The organism is Streptomyces sp. CRCS-T-1 (assembly GCF_024442335.1).
GTDB classification, from domain to species: Bacteria; Actinomycetota; Actinomycetes; order Streptomycetales; family Streptomycetaceae; genus Streptomyces; species Streptomyces koelreuteriae.
Genome location: NZ_CP101651.1, coordinates 1,820,117 through 1,838,362 on the forward strand (window position 1 = coordinate 1,820,117; position 18,246 = coordinate 1,838,362).

The following is an 18,246-nucleotide window of genomic DNA, read 5'->3' on the forward strand; positions in this document are numbered from 1 at the left end:
CGGGGGCCATGGGCCGAGGAGGCCGTCATGTCCGAAGAGACCGTGCCGCAGCAGGGCGGGACCGGGCAGCCGAAAGGGCTGTTGCAGCAGATGGAGGAGCTGATGGCGGCGTTGAACGCGGACCTGTCGGCGTTGGACGCGGATCTTCAGGCGGCGGGGGATGCGGGCCGGGGGCCGGGCGAGGAGGGCGACCGGGGGCGTTCGGGCTGAGGACGTCGCCCTAGGGGCGCGGGGAACTGCGCGAACAACCCCCACCGGCCCGCACCCGGACGACAAGCCTGCCCGGGATCAACGCCGGGGCAGCCGCCAGGGCTACTGCGGCGGCGCCTAGCCCGCCTCCCGCTCCGGTACCACCTGCTCGCGGTCCGCGAGTCTGCGGAGCATTTCCAGGACGCGGTCGCGGGACTCGTCCGCCGCGTCGATGGCCTCCATGCACTGCCAGTACGTGCCCTCGTCGTCGGCGGCGCAGGCGAGGCCGACGAGGGCGATGCCGACCTCGCCGAGGAGGCCGCCGAGGAACATCAGGGTGTGGCGGGCGTCGCCCAACTCGGTGAGCTGGCCCGCCCGCAGCTCACCGGGGGCCAGTTCGGGCGGGTCGAGGACGCCGCAGCCCCGGCCCGCCAGCTCCGTCAATCCCAGTGCCTCGCCGCGTAGTTCGGGAGGTCCGGCGACCGCGAGGCGGCTGCCTATCGCCTGCGCGAGGGCCTGTGCCTGCCACACCTCGGCCAGGATCTCCCGCTGGTCCCCGCCGACGGCCAGGGACCGCCTGCTCGTCACGATGAGCCGCACAGCGTCCATGCGCTGCCCCCGTCTGTCCCGACGCGCTTTCGCGCGTACGCCTGCCCGAACTCCCTTGTTCACTACCCAGAGTGAAGGGGGCTGAGACGAAAAGCCAGAGGAAGACGGAAATCTGCGGACAACAATTCGGATTCGGGCCGCATTTTGATTACGCAGCGTACAAACGGACTTTGCTACTCCTGGATCGGGAACCTCCCTTCGTTCCGGTCGATCTTCGCGTTCAGCGCCGCCAGCGGGTCGATGCCGAGCACCTCGCAGAGCTGGAGCAGATACGCGAGCACGTCGGCGACCTCGTCGGTGACGCGGTGCGCGGAGTCGGGGTCGGTCATGACGCGGGCCGACTCCTCGGGGGTCAACCACTGGAAGATCTCGACCAGTTCGGAGGCCTCCACGCTGAGCGCGGCGACCAGGTTCTTGGGGGTGTGGTACTGCTGCCAGTTCCGCGCGGCCGCGAATTCGGCCAGGCGGCGCTGCAGTCCGGCCACGTCCAGGTGATCAGTCACGGTCCAGGTGTACCACCGTGACACCCTCCGTCCCGGCGGCCCACGAGGCGTCACTGACCGTGCCGACGAGGCGGATGTGCCCCCGGTCGCACATCCGGACCGCGAGGCGCAGCAGTTCCAGCCGCTGCCGTCCGTCCAGGCCCCGGTCGAGGCCGTCGGCGAGGACGGTGAGCGTCTGGAGCGCGGCGGGCACCTCGCCGGCCGGGTCGACCTCCAGCACGCCCGGTCCGGTGAGCAGGACCAGCGCGAGGGCCACGTAGCGCAGTTCGCCGTCGCCGAGGCGCCGCAGGTCCGTAAGGACGCCGTCGCCCCGGTCGAGGATCGCGCGGATCGTTCCCGTCGCCTCCTCCGCCTTGGCGAGGACGTCGGCGACCGGCCCGGCGCAGCCGGCGCGTACCGCCGCCACGAACAGCGCGTGCCGTCGTCCGCACTCGGCGCGGGTGCGGCCGAGGACGTCGGCCAGATTGCCGCAGCCTCCGAGCAGTCGGCCGGAGCCGGAGGGTACGGGGCCGCGCATCCGGGCGGGCTGGGGGTCGCAGGCGAAGACGGAGCGCAGGGCGACCACCATCTGCTCGGCGGCGGCCAGCACCCTGCGCTGGCCGGGTGTCGTGCCGGCCACGCGCAGCGGCAGCAGGGCCGTGCCGAGCCGGTCGTCCGGCAGTGGGCCGCGGGTGACCGGCGTCGGCCCGGCCGTGTGCCAGGCGGCCTGGACGGCGCGCTTGCCGGGGTCGCGCAGGGCCGTCTCCAGCAGGACCAGGCCGTCGGCCGTCAACCGCTCCCCCACGATCCGCAGTTCGGGCTCGGCCTGCACGGCCACGTCGAGCCGGACCGGGCCCGCGGGGCCGTCGGCCGTGCAGCCGATGCGGAAGCCGCGGCGGCGCTGCGCGTCGGGCCGGGCCCGCTCCGGGACACAGGCGACGGGGTCCGGGAACGCCTCGCCGAGCCCGGCGCCGCCGCCGAGCCGGGCCAGAGCCTCGTACGCCCGTAACGCGCTGGTCTTGCCGCAGCCGCTGGGGCCGGCGAGGAGGGTGAGCGGCCCGAGCGGGAAGGCGGCGCGGCGGTGGGTGGTGAAGGCGGCCAGGCGCAGCTCGGTGAGGCGGGGGCGGTCTGGATGCGCGAGAGCCGCGTGAGGTGCGGGGGCAATCGGGGATGCGGGGGGCTGGGTCATATCCGGACGGTAGGGCTCCGGCGACAGGACGAACCGTTCCGTCTCCGGGCCTTTCCTACGATCGAGCTACCGTCACACCGATCGAGCCGCCGTCACACCGATCGAGCCACCGCCACACCGGTCGAACCGTCACACCCCGGGCAGACCGGCCCCCTCCATCAGCCCCGTCACCTCGGTGCCGGCCGGCGTCAGCAGGAACACATTGCGGTCCACGCGGTGCATCCCGCTCGCCAGGCCGAAGACGACGCCCGTGCTGAAGTCGAGGACGCGCTTGGCGACCTCCGTCTCCGCACCGGTCAGGTCGAGCAGCACGGGCACCCCCGCCATCAGCCGCTCGGCGACGTCACGGGCGTCGGCGAAGACGTTCACCCGCAGGACGACGAAGCGGCGGCGCGTCTCCGTCTCCGCCTCGGGTATGGACCGGTGGCCGACGGAGGACGGCCAGGCGTCCCGGCCCCGCAGCGGCACGACCTGGGCGAGCCCCTCCCACTGTTCGTCGGTGACATCGTGGCTGTTCACCGGCATGCTCCGTCCTGGCTCGCACTGACTGTCTGCATCGGGCAATTCTTGCGCAGAGTCACCCGTTCGGCCCAACAGCGACACGCTCCGCGACCTCAATGCACCTCACAACGGCCAGAAGACGGCTGTGTGACGGGCGTAACTCCTCGTGATCAAGCAATGTCACACCTGCGTAACGGGGTCTTCGTACCGTCGACGGCATGACCACGACTCCCCGGCCGCAGCAGGAGACGAAGCAGGTGCGCACCGTCTGCTCGTACTGCGGTGTGGGCTGCGGCCTCGTCCTCGATGTCGGGGCGGGGCCGGACGGCCGGCGCAAGATCTTCAAGGCGTCCGGTGACAAGGCGCATCCCGCGAACGCGGGGCGGCTGTGCACCAAGGGCGCGACCACGGCCGACATGCTCGCCGCGCCCGGGCGGCTGACCGGCGCGCTGGTGCGGGGCGACCGGGGCGAGGAGCCGGTTCCGGCGCCGGTGTCCGACGCGATCGCCGAGACCGCGGCGCGGCTGCGGGCGATCGTCGACGAGCACGGGCCGGACGCGGTCGCCTTCTACGTCTCGGGGCAGATGAGCCTGGAGGCGCAGTATCTGGCCAACAAGCTGGCCAAGGGGTTCGTGCGGACGAACGGGATCGAGTCGAACTCACGGCTGTGCATGGCGAGCGCGGGCACGGGCTACAAGCTGTCGCTGGGGGCGGACGGGCCGCCCGGGTCGTACGAGGACTTCGATCAGGCGGATGCCTTTCTGGTCATCGGGTCGAACATGGCCGACTGCCATCCCATCCTGTTCCTGCGGATGATGGAGCGGGTCAAGGCGGGTGCCAAGCTGATCGTCGTCGATCCGCGGCGGACCGCGACCGCGGCGAAGGCCGATCTGTTCCTGCAGGTCAAGCCGGGGACCGACCTGGCGCTGCTGAACGGTCTGCTGCGGCTGCTGCACGAGGGCGGGCACACCGACCAGGAGTTCATGGCCGCGCACACCGAGGGCTGGGAGGCCCTGCCCGGGTTCCTCGCCGACTACGCCCCGGCCGCGGTCGCGGAGATCACCGGGATCGCCGAGGACGATCTGCGCACCGCCGCCCGGTTGATCGGCGCGGCGGGCAAGCGGTGGATGAGCTGCTGGACCATGGGGCTCAACCAGTCCACGCACGGCACCTGGAACACCAACGCCCTGGTCAATCTGCATCTGGCCACGGGGGCGATCTGCCGTCCGGGCGCCGGGCCGTTCTCCCTGACCGGTCAGCCGAACGCCATGGGCGGGCGCGAGATGGGCTACATGGGCCCGGGGCTGCCGGGGCAGCGGTCGGTGCTCGTGGACGAGGAGCGGGCGTTCGTCGAGGACGTGTGGGAGCTGCCGCCGGGGACCCTGCGCAAGGACGGCGTCGGCAAGGGCACCGTCGAGATGTTCCGGAAGATGGCCGACGGGGAGATCAAGGCCTGCTGGATCATCTGCACCAACCCCGTCGCCTCGGTATCCAACCGCCGTACGGTCATCGAGGGACTGGAGGCCGCCGAGTTCGTCGTCACGCAGGACGTGTTCACCGACACCGAGACGAACGCGTACGCCGACGTCGTCCTGCCGGGCGCGATGTGGACCGAGGCCGAGGGCGTCTTCGTCAACAGCGAGCGCACCCTCACGCTGACGCAGCCGGCCGCGGACCCGCCCGGGGAGGCGATGGCCGACTGGCGGATCATCGCGGAGGTGGCGTGCGCGATGGGGTACGAGAAGGGGTTCTCGTACGACAGCGCCGAGCAGGTCTTCGAGGAGATCCGGCGGTTCTGGAACCCGAAGACCGGGTGGGACCTGCGCGGGGTGTCCTACGAGCGGCTGCGCGAGACGCCCGTGCAGTGGCCGGCCGCGCGGGAGGACGGGCCGGACCGCAATCCCATCCGGTACGTCGGCGACGAGGGGCTGCGTTTTCCGACCGCCTCCGGGCGGGGCGTGTTCTTCGCGCGTCCGCATCTGCCCGCCGCCGAGATGCCGGACGACGACTATCCGTTCGTGCTCAACACCGGGCGGGTGCAGCACCAGTGGCACACGCTCACCAAGACCGGGAAGGTCGCGAAGCTCAACAAGCTGAACTCCGGGCCCTTCGTGGAGCTCCATCCGCTGGACGCGGCAGCGCAGGGTGTCGCGGAGGGCGATCTGGTCGAGGTCGCCTCGCGGCGCGGGCGGGCCGTGCTGCCGGCGGTGGTGACGGACCGGGTGCGGCCGGGGTGCTGTTTCGCGCCGTTCCACTGGAACGACCTGTTCGGCGAGTATCTGAGCATCAACGCGGTGACGAGCGACGCGGTGGATCCGCTGTCGTTCCAGCCCGAGTTCAAGGTGTGCGCGGTGTCGCTGGCGAAGGTGGCCGCGCCGATACCGGCACCGGCACCGCCCGCCGAGGCGCTCGTGCCGACGGAGGTGACCCCGGGCGCCGCCGACCCCTTCGGCCTGGAACCCTCCCCTCCGCCGGTCCTCTCCGCCCAGGAACGCCGCTACCTCACCGGTTTCCTCGCCGGGCTCCGCTCGGGCACCCTCGGCGGTGTCCCGGTGCTGCCGCCCGACGCGCCCTTCTCCCCCGAGCACGCCCTGTGGGTCAACGGGGTCCTCGCCGGCATGTACTCCAGGACCGCGACGCCGACGGCGACGCCCGCGCCGCAGGAGCCGGCCGGGCGCGAGATCGTCGTGCTGTGGGCCTCGCAGACCGGCAACGCCGAGGAGTTCGCCTCCGCCACCGCCGAGCGCCTGACCGCGACCGGGCATCGCGCGCGACTCGTCGGCATGGACGAGGCCGACGTCGGGGCGCTGGCCGGCACGTCCGACCTGCTCTTCATCACCAGCACCTTCGGGGACGGCGACGCGCCCGACAACGGCAGCGGCCTCTGGGACACGCTCGCCGACGCCGGAGCCCCGCGGCTGGACGGGGTGCGGTACGCCGTGCTCGCCTTCGGGGACTCCTCGTACGACGACTTCTGCGGGCACGGACGGCGGCTGGACGCGCGGCTCGACGAGCTGGGCGGGGTGCGGCTGGCCCCGCGTGCGGACTGCGAGCCGGACTACGAACCCTCCGCCGGGCAGTGGCTCGATGAAGTGCTCTCGGCGCTGGGCGGCACGGGCACGGCCCCGGCACCCGCCCCGGCCGAGAAGCCGAAATCCGCCTCCAAGCCCGCCGCCACGGCCCGGCTCGTCGGCAACGAGCTGCTCAGCCGGCCCGGTGCGGGCAAGGAGGTCCGCCGGTTCACCTTCGACACGAGCGGGACGGACCTGGCGTACGAGGCCGGGGACGCGCTCGGTGTGCGGCCGGTCAACGCGCCCGCCCTGGTGGACGAGTGGCTGGCGGTGACCGGCCTGGACGCGACCACGGCCGTGCAGGTCAAGGGCATCGGCGAGGTGCCGTTCGCCGAGGCCCTGCACCGGCACTTCGACATCACGAGGATCACGCCCGACCTGCTGCGCTTCGTCGCCGAACGCGCCCGGGACAAGCATGAGTTGCGCAGGCTCCTGCGGCCCGACAACAAGGACGGGCTGGCGAAGTGGAGCTGGGGCCGGCAGGCCGTGGACGTGGTCGCCGAGTACGCGGTGCGGGCGAGCGCCGAGGAGTGGGCGGGGGTGCTGCGGGGGCTTCAGCCGCGGCTGTACTCCATATCGTCGAGCCCGCTGGTGGACGCCCGGCGGGTGTCGCTGACGGTGTCCGTGGTGCGGTACGAGAATCTGCGCGGCCGGGCGCGCGGCGGGGTCTGCTCGCCGTTCCTCGCGGACGCCGAGGCGGACACGGAGGTGCCCGTGTTCGTGCAGCGCTCCCCGCACTTCCGGCCCCCGGGCGACGCCTCGACGCCGATGGTCATGGTCGGCCCGGGCACGGGGGTCGCGCCCTTCGTCGGTTTCCTCCAGGAGCGGCGGGCGCTCGGCCACCGGGCTCCCAACTGGCTGTTCTTCGGCGAGCAGCACCGCGCGACGGACTTCTACTACGAGGACGAGCTGACCGCGCTGCTCGACGAGGGCACCCTCAGCCGCCTGGACACGGCCTTCTCCCGCGACCAGCGCAACAAGGTGTACGTGCAGGACCGGATGCGCGAGCACGGGCCCGAGCTGTGGCACTGGCTGTGCGAGGGCGCCCGTTTCTACGTCTGCGGCGACGCCTCCCGCATGGCCAAGGACGTGGACCGGGCGCTCAGGGACATCGCGGCGACGCACGGCGGGCTGAGCGAGACGGAGGCCGCCGCGTATGTGAAGCAACTCGCGGCGGACAAGCGGTACGTGCGGGACGTGTACTGACCCGCGGGCCGACGCGGGGCCGGGGGCCCGTCAGTTCGCCGCCCGGACGAACCGGAGGGCCGCGGTGACCGTGGTCAGGCCGCGGATCATGCCCAGCTGGTTCCAGCCCAGGCCGAACTGCTCCCGGTCCACGCTGAACTCGGTGTCCAGGGTGAGCCCGGTGGCTCCCCCGTCCGTGAGACGGGCGGTGAGGGACAGCGGCCGGCTGATGCCGCGCACGGTGAGCTGACCGACCACGTGCACCTGGTCGCCGTCGCGGAGCTCGGCACTGCGGGCCGCGAAGGTGATCTCGGGGTGGTGGTCGGCGTCGAAGAAGTCGGCGGACCTCAGATGGGTGTCGCGCTTGGCGTTCCCGGTGTCGAGGGAGGCGACGTCGAAGGTCAGGGTGCCGACGGCGGAGCCGTCGGGCCGGACCTCGCCCGTGCCGCTCAACGCGCCGAAGCGGCCCTTCACGGTGACCAGGCCCCACATGGTCCTGTGCCGGATGCCGACGATCGAGGCAGTCGCGTCGAGCTGCCACAGTCCGGTTTCCACGGCGACGGTCATGATCCTTCTCCCACTCGTGTCGTCCACGCGTCGTCCAAATTTGGATGACTGCACTGACTGCACGCTAGCGGCTGGTCCAAATTTGAACAACCCCCTGCTCCAAATTTGGACGACAGGTAGGCTTGAACGCATGGCCGACCCCCAGGAGCACCCCGCCGACCTGCCCGGATGTCCGTCCGCCGGGGGCGGTGGGCTGCTGCCCGCCGAGTTGCGCGCCTGGATGCTGCTGCTCGCCGCGACGGGAGCGGTGGAGCAGCGGCTGGGGGCGGCCGTGAAGGAGAAGCTGGACATCTCGCACGACGAGTTCCTGATCCTGTGCCTGCTCGCCGAGCAGCCCGAGGGCGGGCTGCGCATGACGCGCGTCGCGGAGCTGCTGGGCCGCCCCAAGACCCGCCTCACCTACCAGATCGCCTGCCTCCAGCACGCCGGCCTCGTCACCCGCAGGTCGGTGTGCGGGGACAAGCGCGGTATCGAGGTCGCCCTGACGGACAAGGCCCGGGGCCTGCTGGCCGAGGTCTCCGGCGCGCTCGCCGAGACGGTCACGCGGTCCCTCGCCCGCTTCATGGGCCCGGACCAGCGTGCGGCGCTGTGCGGGCTGGTGCCGGATCTCGCGGAGGAGTCCCGCCCGGAGTGAGGGGCACCCGGAGCGGGGCGCTGCTCTCTACAGCGTCGTAGAATTCGGGAACACGGGCGCGACGACGGTCGTTGACCCGAGTAGCCACCACACATGAGGAGCGACTCCTTGTCCGCCAGATCGACGGACCCTCCGGGGCACAGTCCCCGACCATCCCGCCACGACATGAGTGATCGCGGCACACGGCGGGGTGGTGTTTCATGAGTGCCGCCGAGGCCCTGCTGGGCCTGCTCGCCGTGTTCGTGCTGACCGCCGGCACCGGCTACTTCGTCGCCCAGGAGTTCGCCTACGTCTCCGCCGACCGCCTCGCCCTCGCGCGTGCGGCCGAGGCCGGGGACCGCAAGGCCGCCCGGGCCCTGAAGGTGCTGGAGCGGCTGTCGTTCATGCTGTCCGGCGCGCAGCTCGGCATCACCGTCACCGGCCTGGTCGTCGGCTTCATCGCCGAGCCGTCGGTGTCCGCGCTGCTGCGGCCCGCCCTCGCCGGGCTCGGCCTGCCCGACGCGGCCGTCAGCGGTATCGCCGTCGTCCTCGCCTTCGTACTGGCCACGGTCGTACAGATGGTGCTGGGCGAGCTGGCCCCGAAGAACCTCGCGATCGCCGTGCCCGAGCGGCTGGCGAAGGCCCTGGCCCCGTCCACGCTGGCGTATCTGAAGGTCGTCGGCCCCGTCGTCCGCGTCTTCGACAACGCGGCGAACAAGCTGCTGCGCAAGGCCGGGATCGAGCCGGTCGAGGAACTGCACCACGGCGCCACGCTGGAGGAGCTGGGCCATCTGATCGGCGAGTCCCATGAGCAGGGCGCACTGCCGAAGGACACCGCCGCGCTGCTGGACCACGCGCTGGAGTTCTCCGAGCGCTCCCTCGACGAGGTGATGGTGCCGCGCGCCGACGCCGTCTTCGTCCGCAAGGACGCCGGCGCCGAGGAGGCGATCGGTCTGATCGCCGGGCACGGCCACTCCAACTACCCGGTCCTCGGCGACCACCCGGACGACATCGCGGGGGTGCTGGGCGTGCGCGAGCTGATGGCGCTGCCCGCCGCCCGCATCGCCCACGCGACGGCCGGTGAGCTGGCCCGGCGGCCCCTGCTGCTGCCGGACACGCTCGCGCTGCCCGACGCGGTGACGCGGATGCGGGAGCAGGACGACGAGTTCGCGGTCGTCCTCGACGAGCACGGCGGCGTGGCGGGCATCGTCACCTACGAGGACATCGCCGAGGAACTGGTCGGTGACATCGCGGACGAGTCCGACACCGTCACCGTGCTCGCCGTCGCGGACGGCGACGGCTGGCTGGTGGACGCCGGCCGCCGGCTGGACGAGGTGGCCGAGGCCACCGGCGTCCTGCTGCCGGAGGACGACGACTACGACACCGTGGCCGGTCTGGTCGTGGACCGGCTCGGCCGCTTCCCGACGGTCGGGGACAGCGTCACGGTCGAGCTGCCCGAGGGCGGCCGGGCCGTGATCGAGGTCCGCACGCTCGACCGGCATGTGGCCGACCGGGTGCGGATCAACCCGCTCGTGGAAGCCGAGGAGATGGCGTGAGTTTCCCCATGGCGGTCTTCGTGACCGTGCTGCTGCTGATCGGCAGCGGTTTCTTCGTGGCGGCCGAGTTCGCGCTGGTCGCCGCCAAACGGCACCGCATGGAGAAGGCGGCGGCCGAGGGGCGGCGCGGGGCCGGGGCGGCACTGGCCGGCATCCGCGAGCTGTCGCTGATGCTGGCCGGCGCGCAGCTCGGCATCACCGTGTGCACGCTGGGCCTGGGTTCGGTGTCCAAGCCGGCGATCTCGCACGAACTGGACCCGCTGCTGCACAAGCTGGGCCTGCCCAGCGCCGTGAGCTACGGCGTGGCCTTCGCCGTGGCGATGGTCGTGGTGGTGTTCCTGCACATGGTGGTCGGCGAGATGGCGCCCAAGTCCTGGGCGATCGCCCACCCGGAGCGTTCGGCGATGCTGCTCTCCCCGCCCTTCCGGGCCGTGGTGCGGGCCGTGCGCCCGCTGATCCGGCTGCTCAACGCGGTGAGCAACGCGCTGGTACGGCTGTGCAGGGTGGCCCCGCGCGACGAGCTGGCCTCGGTGCACGACCGGGAGCAGCTGACGCATCTGGTGGAGGAGTCGGAGCGGCTGGGCCTGATCAGCGCGACCGACTCGGAGCTGCTGACCCGCTCGCTGACCGAGCCGGAGACGCCGGTGGCGGCGCTGCGCATCCCGGCCGCCGAGATCACCTGGGCCGAGGGCGGCGCGGACGTCGACGCGCTGTTGCGTTTCGCCGCCGAGCACGACCGCACCCGGCTGCTCGTCCGGGAGAACGGCGTCGTCCTCGGCTCGGTCCACGCCCGTGACGCGCTGGTGGCCCGGGCCCGGGGGCGCGCGACGACCGCGCGGGAACTGGCCCGGCCGGTGCCCGAGCTGACGGAGGCCACCACGGTCGCGGACGCGATCGAGGTGCTGCGCCGCCGCCGGGCGTCCCTGGCCGTCGTCCGCGATCCCGCCGGGGGTCTCACCGGGCTGGTCACCCTGGACGACCTGCTGGCCCGTCTGATGCAGCCGGCCGCGGCGGCCTGACGGGGCGCGGCCTGACGGGGCGCGGCCTGACGGGGCGCGGCCTGACGGGGCGGGGCCTGGCGGGCGGGACCGAACATCCAGCACATCTGCACACCGCTCGCCAGGATGCCGTGGGGCGTCGCGCCCGGCGCCAAGTGCGTCCCACGGCTTGGGAATTTGGCGCCGAAGTGCCCGCTTCGGAATTCGGGGCGCAATACACGGGTGTGCCGCCGGGCGGCGGGGTGTGTGAAGGAGTGCGCGCAATTCGGTGGCCCCGTGGTCATGGCGGTGAAGGCGTTCGCCGAAATACGGGGTGCGGCGGCGGCATGCGGCTGGCCCTCCGCCCTGCGGAATGTTTTGATCCTGCGCACGGCGGCGCCGCGGATGCGCAATCCCGGTCCCCGGAATCCCGCGATCACCCGCGCCGCTCCGCCATGGCGCACATTCACGCGAAGGGAAACACCCCCATGAACCTCACCCCCCGGGTCGACATCGCCGAGCTCTCCGACGCGGACCTGGAGCAGGTCTCCGGCGGCAACGCGGGCGGCGCCGCCTCCGCGGGGCTCGCGGGCGGCCTCTCCGCCGGCCTGGTCGGGCCGCTGACCGCCGAGGTCTGCGGGAACCTGCAGGCTGCGCTGTCGACGGAGGGCGCCGCGGCGGGCGCGAACGCGGGCGTTCACACGACCTCGCTCTGAAAACCCCGCGCGAAGGGCCCCGGGAGGCTTCCCGGGGCCCTTCGCCGTGCCGTGCGACCCTGCCCGCCGTCGCAATGTTGAGGAATTCGCGAAGATCATGACGGAATTCTGGACACGACGGGGGCGGTCGACACGGCGAAGGGGGATGACGCAGACTTGCAGCGGCCCTCAGACCCCGGCTGTAAAGCGATAGGACCCAGCCCAGTGAAATCCGACTCGACCCGGACCGAAGAACTGCCCATCTACGAAAGCCTCGTGCGCGAACGCGGAGACGTCGTGGAGGAGGCCCGCGTGGTGGCCGAGGAGACGCAGCACCAGGTGACGCAGGCACTGAACGGCGTCACGCCGACGGGTCATGGCCCCGGTTCCTGAGTGAGAAACGCCACCGGGGGGCCGCGGCTCTGCCTCCCGGGCCGAAGGCCCACTCCATCCCCGGCTCCGTCACGCAGCGGAACAGACGCCGTACGGACGGCGTGCACAGCGCGGTCATGACCGCGGCGGCCACCAGCGTGGCGATGAGCGCACCGACGGGTCCCCGGACCCAGGCCGGTTCGTACCAGCCCCAGTACTTGGCGGCCTGCGCGACGAAGCCGTGCAGCAGATAGCCGCACAGCGTGCCCGCGCCCAGCACGGTGAACCACATCCGGCGACCCGGCACCCAGGCGAGGAAACAGGCGACCAGGACGACCGAGCAGCCGAAGGCTGCCAGCGTCATCAGGGGCCCGTACCAGAAGGGCGCGGCCAGGGCGCGGGCGCTGTCGGCGTGGAAGAACCAGGCGTAGTTCATCCGCGGAACCGCCCAGTACGCCACGGCGAGCGCGCCGACGGCGACCGGCACGGCGAGGACGCGCGCCTTGCGCCGCCGTACCAGCCGGAAGTGCTCCGGCCGCAGCAGCAGCCCGAAGACGAAGTACGGCAGGAACTGCAGCGTGCGTTGCAGGTCGAGGTCGTTGCCGATGGACGGCGAGAGCGTCGCCAGCATCGCGATGACGAAGGCCAGCGGCAGCGGCCACCGCACATGACGCCACAGCGGCGTGGTCAGCCGCCAGACGAACAGCGCCGCCAGGAACCAGGTCAGATACAGCGGATCCAGCAGGGTGATCGGCCGGTCGGGGTCCTGGCTGGTCCAGCGGGTGAACAGGGTGTACGCCGTCTCGAACACGACGTACGGGACGACGACGCCGGTGACCAGTCGCTTCAGCTTCCCCGGGCTCCCGTCGAAGGTGCGCGAGAAGTAGCCGGAGATGATGATGAACGCCGGCATGTGGAAGGCGTAGACGAGCATGTAGAGCGCGGTGACGGCCCTGCTGCCCTCCCGCAACGGCTCCCAGGCGTGCCCCACGGCCACCAGCACGATCGCCAGATACTTGGCGTTGTCGAAGAACGCGTCCCGCTGCCGGACCGGCCGGGCGGGTGCCTCCTGCTCTTTCGTCCGTGTCACCCGGACTTCTTCGGCCGCAGGTCGGGCCGTCGTCACCGTGTCACTCACGGGCCCTCCCCCAGCGACTCGAAGCGGCTGTGCCTCGTCTTGCCTGGAGTAAAGGTGTGGTGTCTGCGCAGAACATCGCCCGCACCTTAATCACAGGGCCGTGCCCTCGTTCAACTCGTAACGGGTGTGAATCGCTTCGGCTCATGCCCGGGTATACGTACCGAGACGGGCGTTCGTCTCCGCGAGGGCGGCGGTGAAAGGGTGCCGCGGCTCGGTCAGGACCCTTCGGGCCGGGCCCTGTTCGACGAGTTCGCCCGCGTCCAGTACGGCGAGGCGGTCGGCGAGCGCCGCCGTGTCCAGGTCGTGTGTGATGAGCACGAGGGCGAGGTCGTCGCGGTCGCGGACCAGTGCGGTGAGCAGGTCGAGGATGCCGCGGCGGGTGACGGTGTCCAGGCCGGAGGTGATCTCGTCGCACACCAGGACCCGGGGGCGGGCGAGGAGGGCGCGGGCGAGGGCGGCGCGCTGGAGTTCACCACCGGAGAGTTCGCCGGGGCGGCGGCGGACGAGGGGCTCCGGGAGCCCGAGGCTCGCGAGCGTGGTCAGGGCCTCGTCGACGGCCGCTTTCCCTTCCGTTCCGCGCAGCCGGACGGCGGTGCGGGCGACTTGGGCGAGGACGGGCCGGTGCTCGTCGAAGGCGGCCCGGGCGTCCTGGAAGACGTACTGCACGGCGGCCAGTTGGTCGCGGCTGCGCTGCCGCAGGCTGCGCGGCAGGGCGGTTCCGTCGAGCAGGATCTCGCCGTTGTGGTCCCGATGGAGTCCGGCCAGACAGCGGGCGAGGGTGGTCTTGCCGCTGCCCGAGCGGCCCACGACGGCGAGACATTCGCCGGGGTGCAGGGCGAGGTGGGGGGTGTGCAGGACGGGGGTGGTGCCGTTGCCGTGGCGGGCGGTGAGGTGGCTGATGCGGAGGACGGGGGGACGGGCGGGGGCGAGACCGTTCCGAGCCGAGTCGGCGCCGGCCTCGTCGGCGAGCGCCGGGACGTGTTCGGCGAGCAGACGGCGGGTCCAGTCGTGGCGGGGTGCGTGCCACAGGCGTTGCGCGGGGCCCGACTCGACGACCCGGCCGGCGCGCAGGACGAGGACCTCGTCGGCGAGCGCGCGGACCACGTCCAGGTCGTGGCTGAGCAGGACGACCGCGATGCCGCGGGCCGCGACCGCCGCCAGCTGGTCGACGATGCCGCGCTTGGTGAGCGCGTCCTGGCCGGTGGTGGGTTCGTCGGCGACGATGACGCGGGCGCCGAGGAGGAGGGCCTGGGCGAGGACGACGCGTTGCTGCTGGCCGCCGGAGAGCTGGTGGGGGTAGCGGCGCAACAGGGCTTCGGGGTCGGGAAGTTGGGCGGCGGCGAGGGCTTCGCGTACCCGGTCCCGAGCCGCCGTGCGGCGCTGGGCGCGGGGCAGATGGCGTACCTGAGCGCGGGCGATGTCGTCGAGCAGGGCGCTGACGCGGCGGGCCGGGTTGAGGACGGCGGCGGGGTGCTGGGGCACGTATCCGACCGGGCCGTCACCGCACCGGCGTACCTCTCCGGTGACCCGGGCGCCGGGCGGGTACTCCCCCAGCAGCGCGAGGCCGGTGGTGGTCTTGCCGCTCCCCGAGGCACCGACCAGGGCGGTCACCCGGCCGGGGAACACGCGCAGGTCCACCCCGTCGACGATGGCCCGGCCGGCGATCTCGACGCGCAGGTCACGGATCTCGGCGACCGGTTCGGTTGCGTGGCTCACGGGCGGCGTCCTTTCTTGTCCAGTGCGGCGTCGAAGAGGAGGTTGGTGCCCGTCGTCAGGGCGACGATCAGCAGGGCGGGCACGACCACGGCCCAGGGCTGGAGGAACAGGCCCGTGCGGTTGCGGTCGACCATGACCGCCCAGTCGGCGGCGTCCGGGGCGACGCCCACGCCGAGGAACGCGGCCGTCGACACCAGGTACAGCACGCCGGTCAGCCGGACACCGGCGTCGGCGGCCAGCGTGCGCAGGGCGGAGCGGCCGACGTAGCCGACGGCGACGCGCCACCACGACTCGCCCTGCATGCGCAGCGCCTCCACGGCGGGCCGGGCCGCCGCCTCGGCCGCAGCGGCCCGGACGATCCGGGCGGCGTCGGGCACGTTCACCAGCGCGACGAGCAGCGCGAGTCCGGCCGCGCCCGGCGAGAACACGGACGCCACCAGCAGGATCAGCAGCAGCGACGGTACGGCGAGCAGCACGTCCAGCGGCCGCATCAGCAGCTCCTCCAGCCACCGTGCGCGGGTGACCGCGGCGGCGAGTCCGACCGGCAGGGCGACGGCGTAGGCGAGGGCCGTCGCGGCGAGCGCGGTCAGCACGACCGTACGGCCGCCGTGCAGCACCTGCTGCCAGACGTCCCGGCCGACGAAGTCGGTGCCGAGCCAGTGCCCGTCGCCGAGGGTGAAGGAGACGGCGCGGGGGCCGGGCTCGCCGGCGAACAGGGGCCCAAGGAGGGCGAGAAACAGCGGGACCGCGACGACGGCGAGGCCGAGCAGCAGTCGGCGCGGGGCCCTCACGCCGCCACCCCCGCCCGTGGCGTCAGCCGGTACGCCACCAGGTCCGCGCCCAGGTTCAGTACGACGGTCAGGACGCCGAACACCACCGCCAGCCCCTGCACCACCGGCACGTCCCGCTCGGCGACGGCGTTGAGGAGGACGGTTCCGAGGCCGGGGATCACGAAGAGCGCCTCCACGACGATGACCCCGCACAGCAGCCAGTCGACGGTGCGGGCGAGTTGCTGGGCTGCCGGGGCCAGGGCGTTGGGCAGGGCATGGGCGTAGCGGACGCGGGCGCCGGGGACGCCATAGCGGCGGGCGTGGGCGGTGTAGGGCGAGGCGAGGGCGTCGACCATGCCGGCCCGGACCAGGCGGGACAGGGAGCAGACCGGGCGGGACAGCAGGACCAGCACCGGCAGGACGAGCACGGCCGGGTGGCCGAGCAGGTCCGTGCCGTAGCCCACGGCCGTCGGCGGCAGCCAGGCCAGCTTCAGTGCGACGACCGTCACCAGCAGCACCCCGAGGGCGAATTCGGGCACGGCGTAGACGGCGAGCGTCACGGAGCTGATCAGCCGGTCGATCAGCCGCCCCTCGTGGTGCGCGGCGAGCACGCCGAGCCCGAAGCCGAGCGGGACGAGCAGGGCGACGGTGAGCGCGGCGAGCAGCAGGCTCGGGCCGAAGCCGTCGGTGATGTAGTCGGCGACCGGGCGGCCGGAGGTCAGGGAGGTGCCGAAGTCGCCGTGCGACAGTCCGGCGGCCCAGCTCAGCAGCCGTTCGTGGGCAGGCTGGTCCAGGTCCATGGCCTCGCGGATCGCGGCGATGCGCGCCGGGTCCGGCTGGTCGCCGGCGAGGGCCACGGCGGCGTCGCCCGGGAGGGCCTCGGTGAGGGTGAAGACCAGAAGGACGACGGCCACGGTCTGTACCAAGCCGAGGGTGAGGCGCCGGGCGACGAAGGAACGGATGCCACCGGGCGCCGCGCTCGACGTACGGCTGCCGCGCCGTCGTGGCTGGTCGCGCAGTTCCCCGCGCCCCTTCAGGTCCGTCACGTCAGCCATACCTTGTCGAAGCGCGCCCAGTCGAGGGTGTTGGCCGGGGCCTTGGTCTCGACTCCCCTGACCTTGCGGGCCGTGCCCAGGATCCAGTCGGCGAAGCCCCAGACGAGGAAGCCGCCTTCGGCGTACAGGCGGCGTTGCATCCGCTCGTAGACGGCGGACCGCTCGGTCTTGTCGCGGGTGGACTGCGCCTGCTGGTAGAGGGCGTCGAAGTCCTTGTGCCGCCAGTGGGTGGCGTTGGTCGTGGAGTCGGTGAGCAGCCGCTGGGAGATGTGGGCCTCGATGGGCATGGCGCCGGAGCGGTAGCAGCACAGGGTGCCGCCGTCGAGGATATCGCTCCAGTAGGAGTCCTTGCTGCCCATCCGCACGTCGATCGTGACGCCCGCCTTGGCGGCCTGGTCGCGGAAGATGCCGGCGGCCTCGGTGAAACCGGCGGCGACGGCCGAGGTGTCCAGGGTGACCTTCAGCTTCTCGGCGCCGGCCTTCTTCAGCAGGGCGCGGGCGCGGTCGAGGTCCTGTTCGCGCTGGGGCAGACCGTCGGCGTAGTACTCGTAGCCCTTGCCGAACAGGTCGTTGCCGGTCTCGCCCGCGCCGGACAGGGCGCCGTCGACGAGTTCCTTCCGGTCGGCGATGAGGAAGAACGCCTCACGCACCCGACGGTCGTCGAAGGGCGGCCGGTCGGTCTTCATGCAGAACGCCTGCATGGCGCTGTTGCGCAGCCGGACGATCTCGATCTGCCCCCGGCCCTCGTGGGCGCGTGCGGTGGTGGGGTTGAGTTCGTGGGCGTATTCGACCTGGCCCGCGAGGAGGGCGTTGACGCGCGCGGACTCCTCGTTGGCGACGACGAATTCGAGCTCGTCGAGGTACGGGGCTCCGTCCCAGTGGTCCTCGTATCGGCGGAAGACGGCGGAGCGGCCGGGCGCGAAGGAGACGAAGCGGAAGGGGCCGGAGCCGATCGGCTTCTTGTCGAAGTCGCTCACGTGCTCGGGGACGATGTACGCGCCGAACGCGGCCAGCACGTTGGGGAATTCGGCCGTGGGGCGCTTGAGAACGAACTCGACCGACCGCTCGCCGGTGGCGCGGCTGGCGTCGAGGTCGATGGGTTCCAGGGATGCCTTGGCGCGGAACGCCTGCTTCGGGTCGGCGATCCGGCGGTAGCTGTGGAGGACGTCCTGGGCGGTGACCGGCCTGCCGTCGTGGAAGGTGGCCTCGCGCAGGGTGATCTGCCAGCGGTCGAGGGTCTTGTTCGGCTCCCACTTCGCGGCGAGGCGGGGGCTGGCGGAGAGGTCGGCGTCATAGTCGGCGAGCTTGTCGTAGAGGGCCTTGGCGCGGGCGACGTCGGCGAACAGGCTGGCCAGGTGCGGATCGAGAGTCTCGCTCGCGCCGCCGCCGGCGAAGGCGGCGCGCAGCCGACCACCGCGCTTCGGCGTGCCGCCGGTGCCGCTGCCCTTCTTGTCGTCCGTGCCGCCGCCGCAGCCGGTGAGGGCGAGGGCGGCGGCGCCGGTGGTGGCGGCGAGAAAGCCGCGTCGGCGCAGGCCGGGGAAGTGTTCGTCGTGCATGGCTG

The 18,246-nt window shown here is 72.5% G+C and carries 16 protein-coding genes; 6 read left to right on the forward strand and 10 right to left on the reverse strand.

Going from position 1 to position 18,246, the window contains the following annotated elements; translation table 11 throughout:
* The first annotated feature begins 27 nt into the window (after nucleotides 1–27).
* Nucleotides 28–210, forward strand: coding sequence for a hypothetical protein (locus NNW99_RS07995; RefSeq protein WP_215118005.1), 183 nt, complete (start codon nucleotides 28–30; stop codon nucleotides 208–210).
* Nucleotides 211–327: 117 nt separating this feature from the next.
* Here NNW99_RS07995 and NNW99_RS08000 read toward each other — a convergent pair whose 3' ends face one another.
* From NNW99_RS08000 to NNW99_RS08015, 4 genes are all read right to left on the reverse strand, one after another.
* Nucleotides 328–798 carry a DUF6099 family protein gene (locus NNW99_RS08000; RefSeq protein ID WP_215118006.1) on the reverse strand — a complete coding sequence of 157 codons (471 nt, stop codon included), beginning with the start codon at nucleotides 796–798 and terminating at the stop codon, nucleotides 328–330.
* 173 nt (nucleotides 799–971) lie between these two features.
* Nucleotides 972–1,301 (reverse strand): nucleotide pyrophosphohydrolase, encoded by a 330-nt coding sequence (locus NNW99_RS08005; RefSeq protein ID WP_215118007.1) that lies wholly within the window; start codon nucleotides 1,299–1,301, stop codon nucleotides 972–974.
* Nucleotides 1,294–2,469 carry an ATP-binding protein gene (locus tag NNW99_RS08010; protein ID WP_215118008.1) on the reverse strand — a complete coding sequence of 392 codons (1,176 nt, stop codon included), beginning with the start codon at nucleotides 2,467–2,469 and terminating at the stop codon, nucleotides 1,294–1,296. Before NNW99_RS08010 ends, NNW99_RS08005 begins: the two co-directional genes overlap by 8 nt.
* A gap of 129 nt (nucleotides 2,470–2,598) precedes the next feature.
* Nucleotides 2,599–2,994, reverse strand: coding sequence for a cell division protein SepF (locus tag NNW99_RS08015; RefSeq protein ID WP_031134653.1), 396 nt, complete (start codon nucleotides 2,992–2,994; stop codon nucleotides 2,599–2,601).
* A 194-nt stretch (nucleotides 2,995–3,188) separates the two neighbouring features.
* Between NNW99_RS08015 and NNW99_RS08020 the strand changes: the two genes are divergently transcribed.
* Nucleotides 3,189–7,247, forward strand: coding sequence for a bifunctional nitrate reductase/sulfite reductase flavoprotein subunit alpha (locus NNW99_RS08020; protein WP_215118009.1), 4,059 nt, complete (start codon nucleotides 3,189–3,191; stop codon nucleotides 7,245–7,247).
* Nucleotides 7,248–7,277: 30 nt separating this feature from the next.
* Here the strand turns inward: NNW99_RS08020 and NNW99_RS08025 are convergent, their stop codons facing one another.
* Nucleotides 7,278–7,793 carry a YceI family protein gene (locus tag NNW99_RS08025; RefSeq protein ID WP_215118010.1) on the reverse strand — a complete coding sequence of 172 codons (516 nt, stop codon included), beginning with the start codon at nucleotides 7,791–7,793 and terminating at the stop codon, nucleotides 7,278–7,280.
* Nucleotides 7,794–7,923: 130 nt separating this feature from the next.
* On the opposite strand from NNW99_RS08025, the gene NNW99_RS08030 reads away from it, so the two are divergent.
* From NNW99_RS08030 to NNW99_RS08045, 4 genes are all read left to right on the forward strand, one after another.
* Nucleotides 7,924–8,427, forward strand: coding sequence for a MarR family winged helix-turn-helix transcriptional regulator (locus tag NNW99_RS08030; protein WP_215118011.1), 504 nt, complete (start codon nucleotides 7,924–7,926; stop codon nucleotides 8,425–8,427).
* A gap of 200 nt (nucleotides 8,428–8,627) precedes the next feature.
* Nucleotides 8,628–9,962 (forward strand): hemolysin family protein, encoded by a 1,335-nt coding sequence (locus NNW99_RS08035; protein WP_215118012.1) that lies wholly within the window; start codon nucleotides 8,628–8,630, stop codon nucleotides 9,960–9,962.
* Nucleotides 9,959–10,981 carry a hemolysin family protein gene (locus tag NNW99_RS08040; RefSeq protein ID WP_215118013.1) on the forward strand — a complete coding sequence of 341 codons (1,023 nt, stop codon included), beginning with the start codon at nucleotides 9,959–9,961 and terminating at the stop codon, nucleotides 10,979–10,981. Before NNW99_RS08035 ends, NNW99_RS08040 begins: the two co-directional genes overlap by 4 nt.
* A gap of 446 nt (nucleotides 10,982–11,427) precedes the next feature.
* A complete protein-coding gene (locus NNW99_RS08045) occupies nucleotides 11,428–11,655 on the forward strand; it encodes a hypothetical protein (RefSeq protein WP_184589531.1) in 228 nt (75 codons plus the stop codon).
* Nucleotides 11,656–11,995: 340 nt separating this feature from the next.
* On the opposite strand, the gene NNW99_RS08050 is transcribed toward NNW99_RS08045, so the two are convergent.
* The 5 genes from NNW99_RS08050 to NNW99_RS08070 all read right to left on the reverse strand — a co-directional run bounded on the left by NNW99_RS08050 (nucleotide 11,996) and on the right by NNW99_RS08070 (nucleotide 18,241).
* Entirely contained in the window at nucleotides 11,996–13,144 is a 1,149-nt protein-coding gene (locus tag NNW99_RS08050) for an acyltransferase family protein (RefSeq protein WP_215118014.1), read from the reverse strand.
* 141 nt (nucleotides 13,145–13,285) lie between these two features.
* Nucleotides 13,286–14,860, reverse strand: a complete 1,575-nt coding sequence (locus NNW99_RS08055) for an ABC transporter ATP-binding protein (RefSeq protein ID WP_215118015.1) — start codon at nucleotides 14,858–14,860, stop codon at nucleotides 13,286–13,288.
* On the reverse strand, nucleotides 14,857–15,651 hold the full coding sequence (locus NNW99_RS08060) for an ABC transporter permease (RefSeq protein ID WP_215118016.1): 795 nt from the start codon (nucleotides 15,649–15,651) through the stop codon (nucleotides 14,857–14,859). Before NNW99_RS08060 ends, NNW99_RS08055 begins: the two co-directional genes overlap by 4 nt.
* A complete protein-coding gene (locus NNW99_RS08065; RefSeq protein ID WP_251058082.1) occupies nucleotides 15,648–16,592 on the reverse strand; it encodes an ABC transporter permease in 945 nt (314 codons plus the stop codon). Before NNW99_RS08065 ends, NNW99_RS08060 begins: the two co-directional genes overlap by 4 nt.
* A gap of 80 nt (nucleotides 16,593–16,672) precedes the next feature.
* Nucleotides 16,673–18,241 (reverse strand): ABC transporter substrate-binding protein, encoded by a 1,569-nt coding sequence (locus NNW99_RS08070; protein ID WP_215118018.1) that lies wholly within the window; start codon nucleotides 18,239–18,241, stop codon nucleotides 16,673–16,675.
* Nucleotides 18,242–18,246 lie beyond the last annotated feature (5 nt).